Here is a 1,822-nt window from a genome sequence, read left to right as displayed (position 1 = left end):
ATAATTATCAGGATTTTGCGCATTGATAATATTACCGCGAACAGTAGCTGGAGGACTTTGAAACGGACTTCCTCCTCCATTATTGGCAATACTTAATAAAACACTCAAATAATTATAGTATGATTTAGAAATACCAAAATGGGTTACATTGATCTTGTCTCCTTTTTTGACTTTATCGCTAAGTGATACGCTGAAAAAACGATTCCCTTGATAGAAAGTGTCTTCATCAACATAAAAATTTTGGAGTACTTGACTAAAATAATTATAGTTGTAGAGGTAGTAATTACTTTCATTTGGAGGATCATCAAAATAGGTTTTGATTTCGATATTATTCCCCGTAAAACCTCCTTTGTTGTTTTGAATTATTTCCACAATAGGCGCTACTGATTTTAAAACTTCAGTTGCAGTATAGGTCTGGCTATTACTCGTAACTGTCAGCGTATAGGTTTCGTTTAATTTAGGTACGAAATTCGTGCAAACATATTCTCCGGTCCCAGTTAGTTCCGTAAAGATAAAGTTGACATTTGAGCTGTTTTTTACAATAACAGTTGCTCCAGAAACAGTAGGAATTACAGTATTGTAAAATCCCGTTGTGGTAGTTAACTTTATTTTTTGGAAGTTTCCGGTGGTTCCTTTTTGCCAGTTAATGGATGCCTCAATGACAATCCTTGGTGCAGCAGTAGGTAGATCGAGTTGTACTACCTCTTCGCAACTGCTTAAAAATAATAGGGAAAGAAATAGTATAAGTAGATGTGATTTTTTCATGATTTTAGAATTTGAAATTATAACTAACAGCCGGTACAATTCCGAAAATTGATGTTTTTACTGCCTCATTTGCTCCTGTGTTTTCATTTTGTCTAAAATTAATTGAAGCAGCATTTTTTCTGTTATAAATATTATAGATGCTAAATACCCATTCTCCTTTCCAGTTTTTACCCTCGTTTTTAGTAGGGGTTAATGTAGCCGAAACATCTAAATGATGGTAAGCAGGAAGTCGGTTTTCGTTACGCAATCCATAACTAGGAACTGCTATTTCTAAATAGGTGTATTGGCCATTAGGATAGGTAACTGGTTGCCCAGATTGTAAGGCGAAATTACCACCAAAAGACCATTTTTTGTTGAGGTTGTAGCTCGTGGTTATCGCTAAATTATGCAATTTGTCATAAACAGAGTTATACCAGTTTCCGTTATTAATTCCGGATTCGGTTGCCGTTCTTCCCGGAGTTTGTTGCTCTGATTTTGAAATGGTATAAGAAACCCATCCATTAAAGCGTCCTTCGTTCTTTCTAAAAAGGAACTCTAAGCCATAAGATCTTAATTGTCCGTTTAGTATGATTTGCTCAATTGCTTCATTTGCAATCAAATCCGCACCATCGATATAATCTAATCTATTTTTTACTTTCTTGTAATAGGTTTCGACTTCCAGTGAATAAGTATCGTCCTTGAAGTTTCTAAAATAGCCAATCGCAACTTGATCCGCTAATTGTGGTTTGATGTAATTGTCAGCAGGTAACCACACATCCAGTGGAGTGGGAGATGAGGTATTAGAAATTAGCTGGAGATACTGTGACATTCTGTTATAGCTAGCTTTGATAGCTTGGTTGTCATCTAACTGATAAGCGACAGCAAGCCTAGGTTCTAGGTTTTTGTAGGTTTGTATGACTTTGTTTTTGCCAAAAAACTGAGTAGAAGTTGGAGTTGCTTTTTCGTATAACTGTAAGTCCTCATTAAATGTAACAGGATTATTATTGGCGTAATAATTTACAGTAGAAGCACCAAGTCTATAAAACATGCTGTAACGTAAGCCGTATGTAACGCTTAG

1 protein-coding gene and 1 pseudogene are annotated in these 1,822 nt (G+C 35.6%); both read right to left on the bottom strand.

Annotated features, from left to right (window positions below):
* A partial coding sequence (locus P8M54_RS12090; protein ID WP_300288135.1) for a DUF4249 family protein occupies nt 1-765 on the bottom strand: 765 nt, incomplete at its 3' end.
* Between the two features lie 4 nt (nt 766-769).
* Nucleotides 770-1,822 (bottom strand): annotated as a pseudogene (locus P8M54_RS12085) (TonB-dependent receptor); the annotation flags it as partial.

It is taken from the genome of Flavobacterium sp. (genome assembly GCF_029242675.1).
GTDB lineage: Bacteria > Bacteroidota > Bacteroidia > Flavobacteriales > Flavobacteriaceae > Flavobacterium.
Note: the sequence above shows the minus strand (reverse complement) of the source record. Positions and strands in the feature narration are given on the sequence as shown.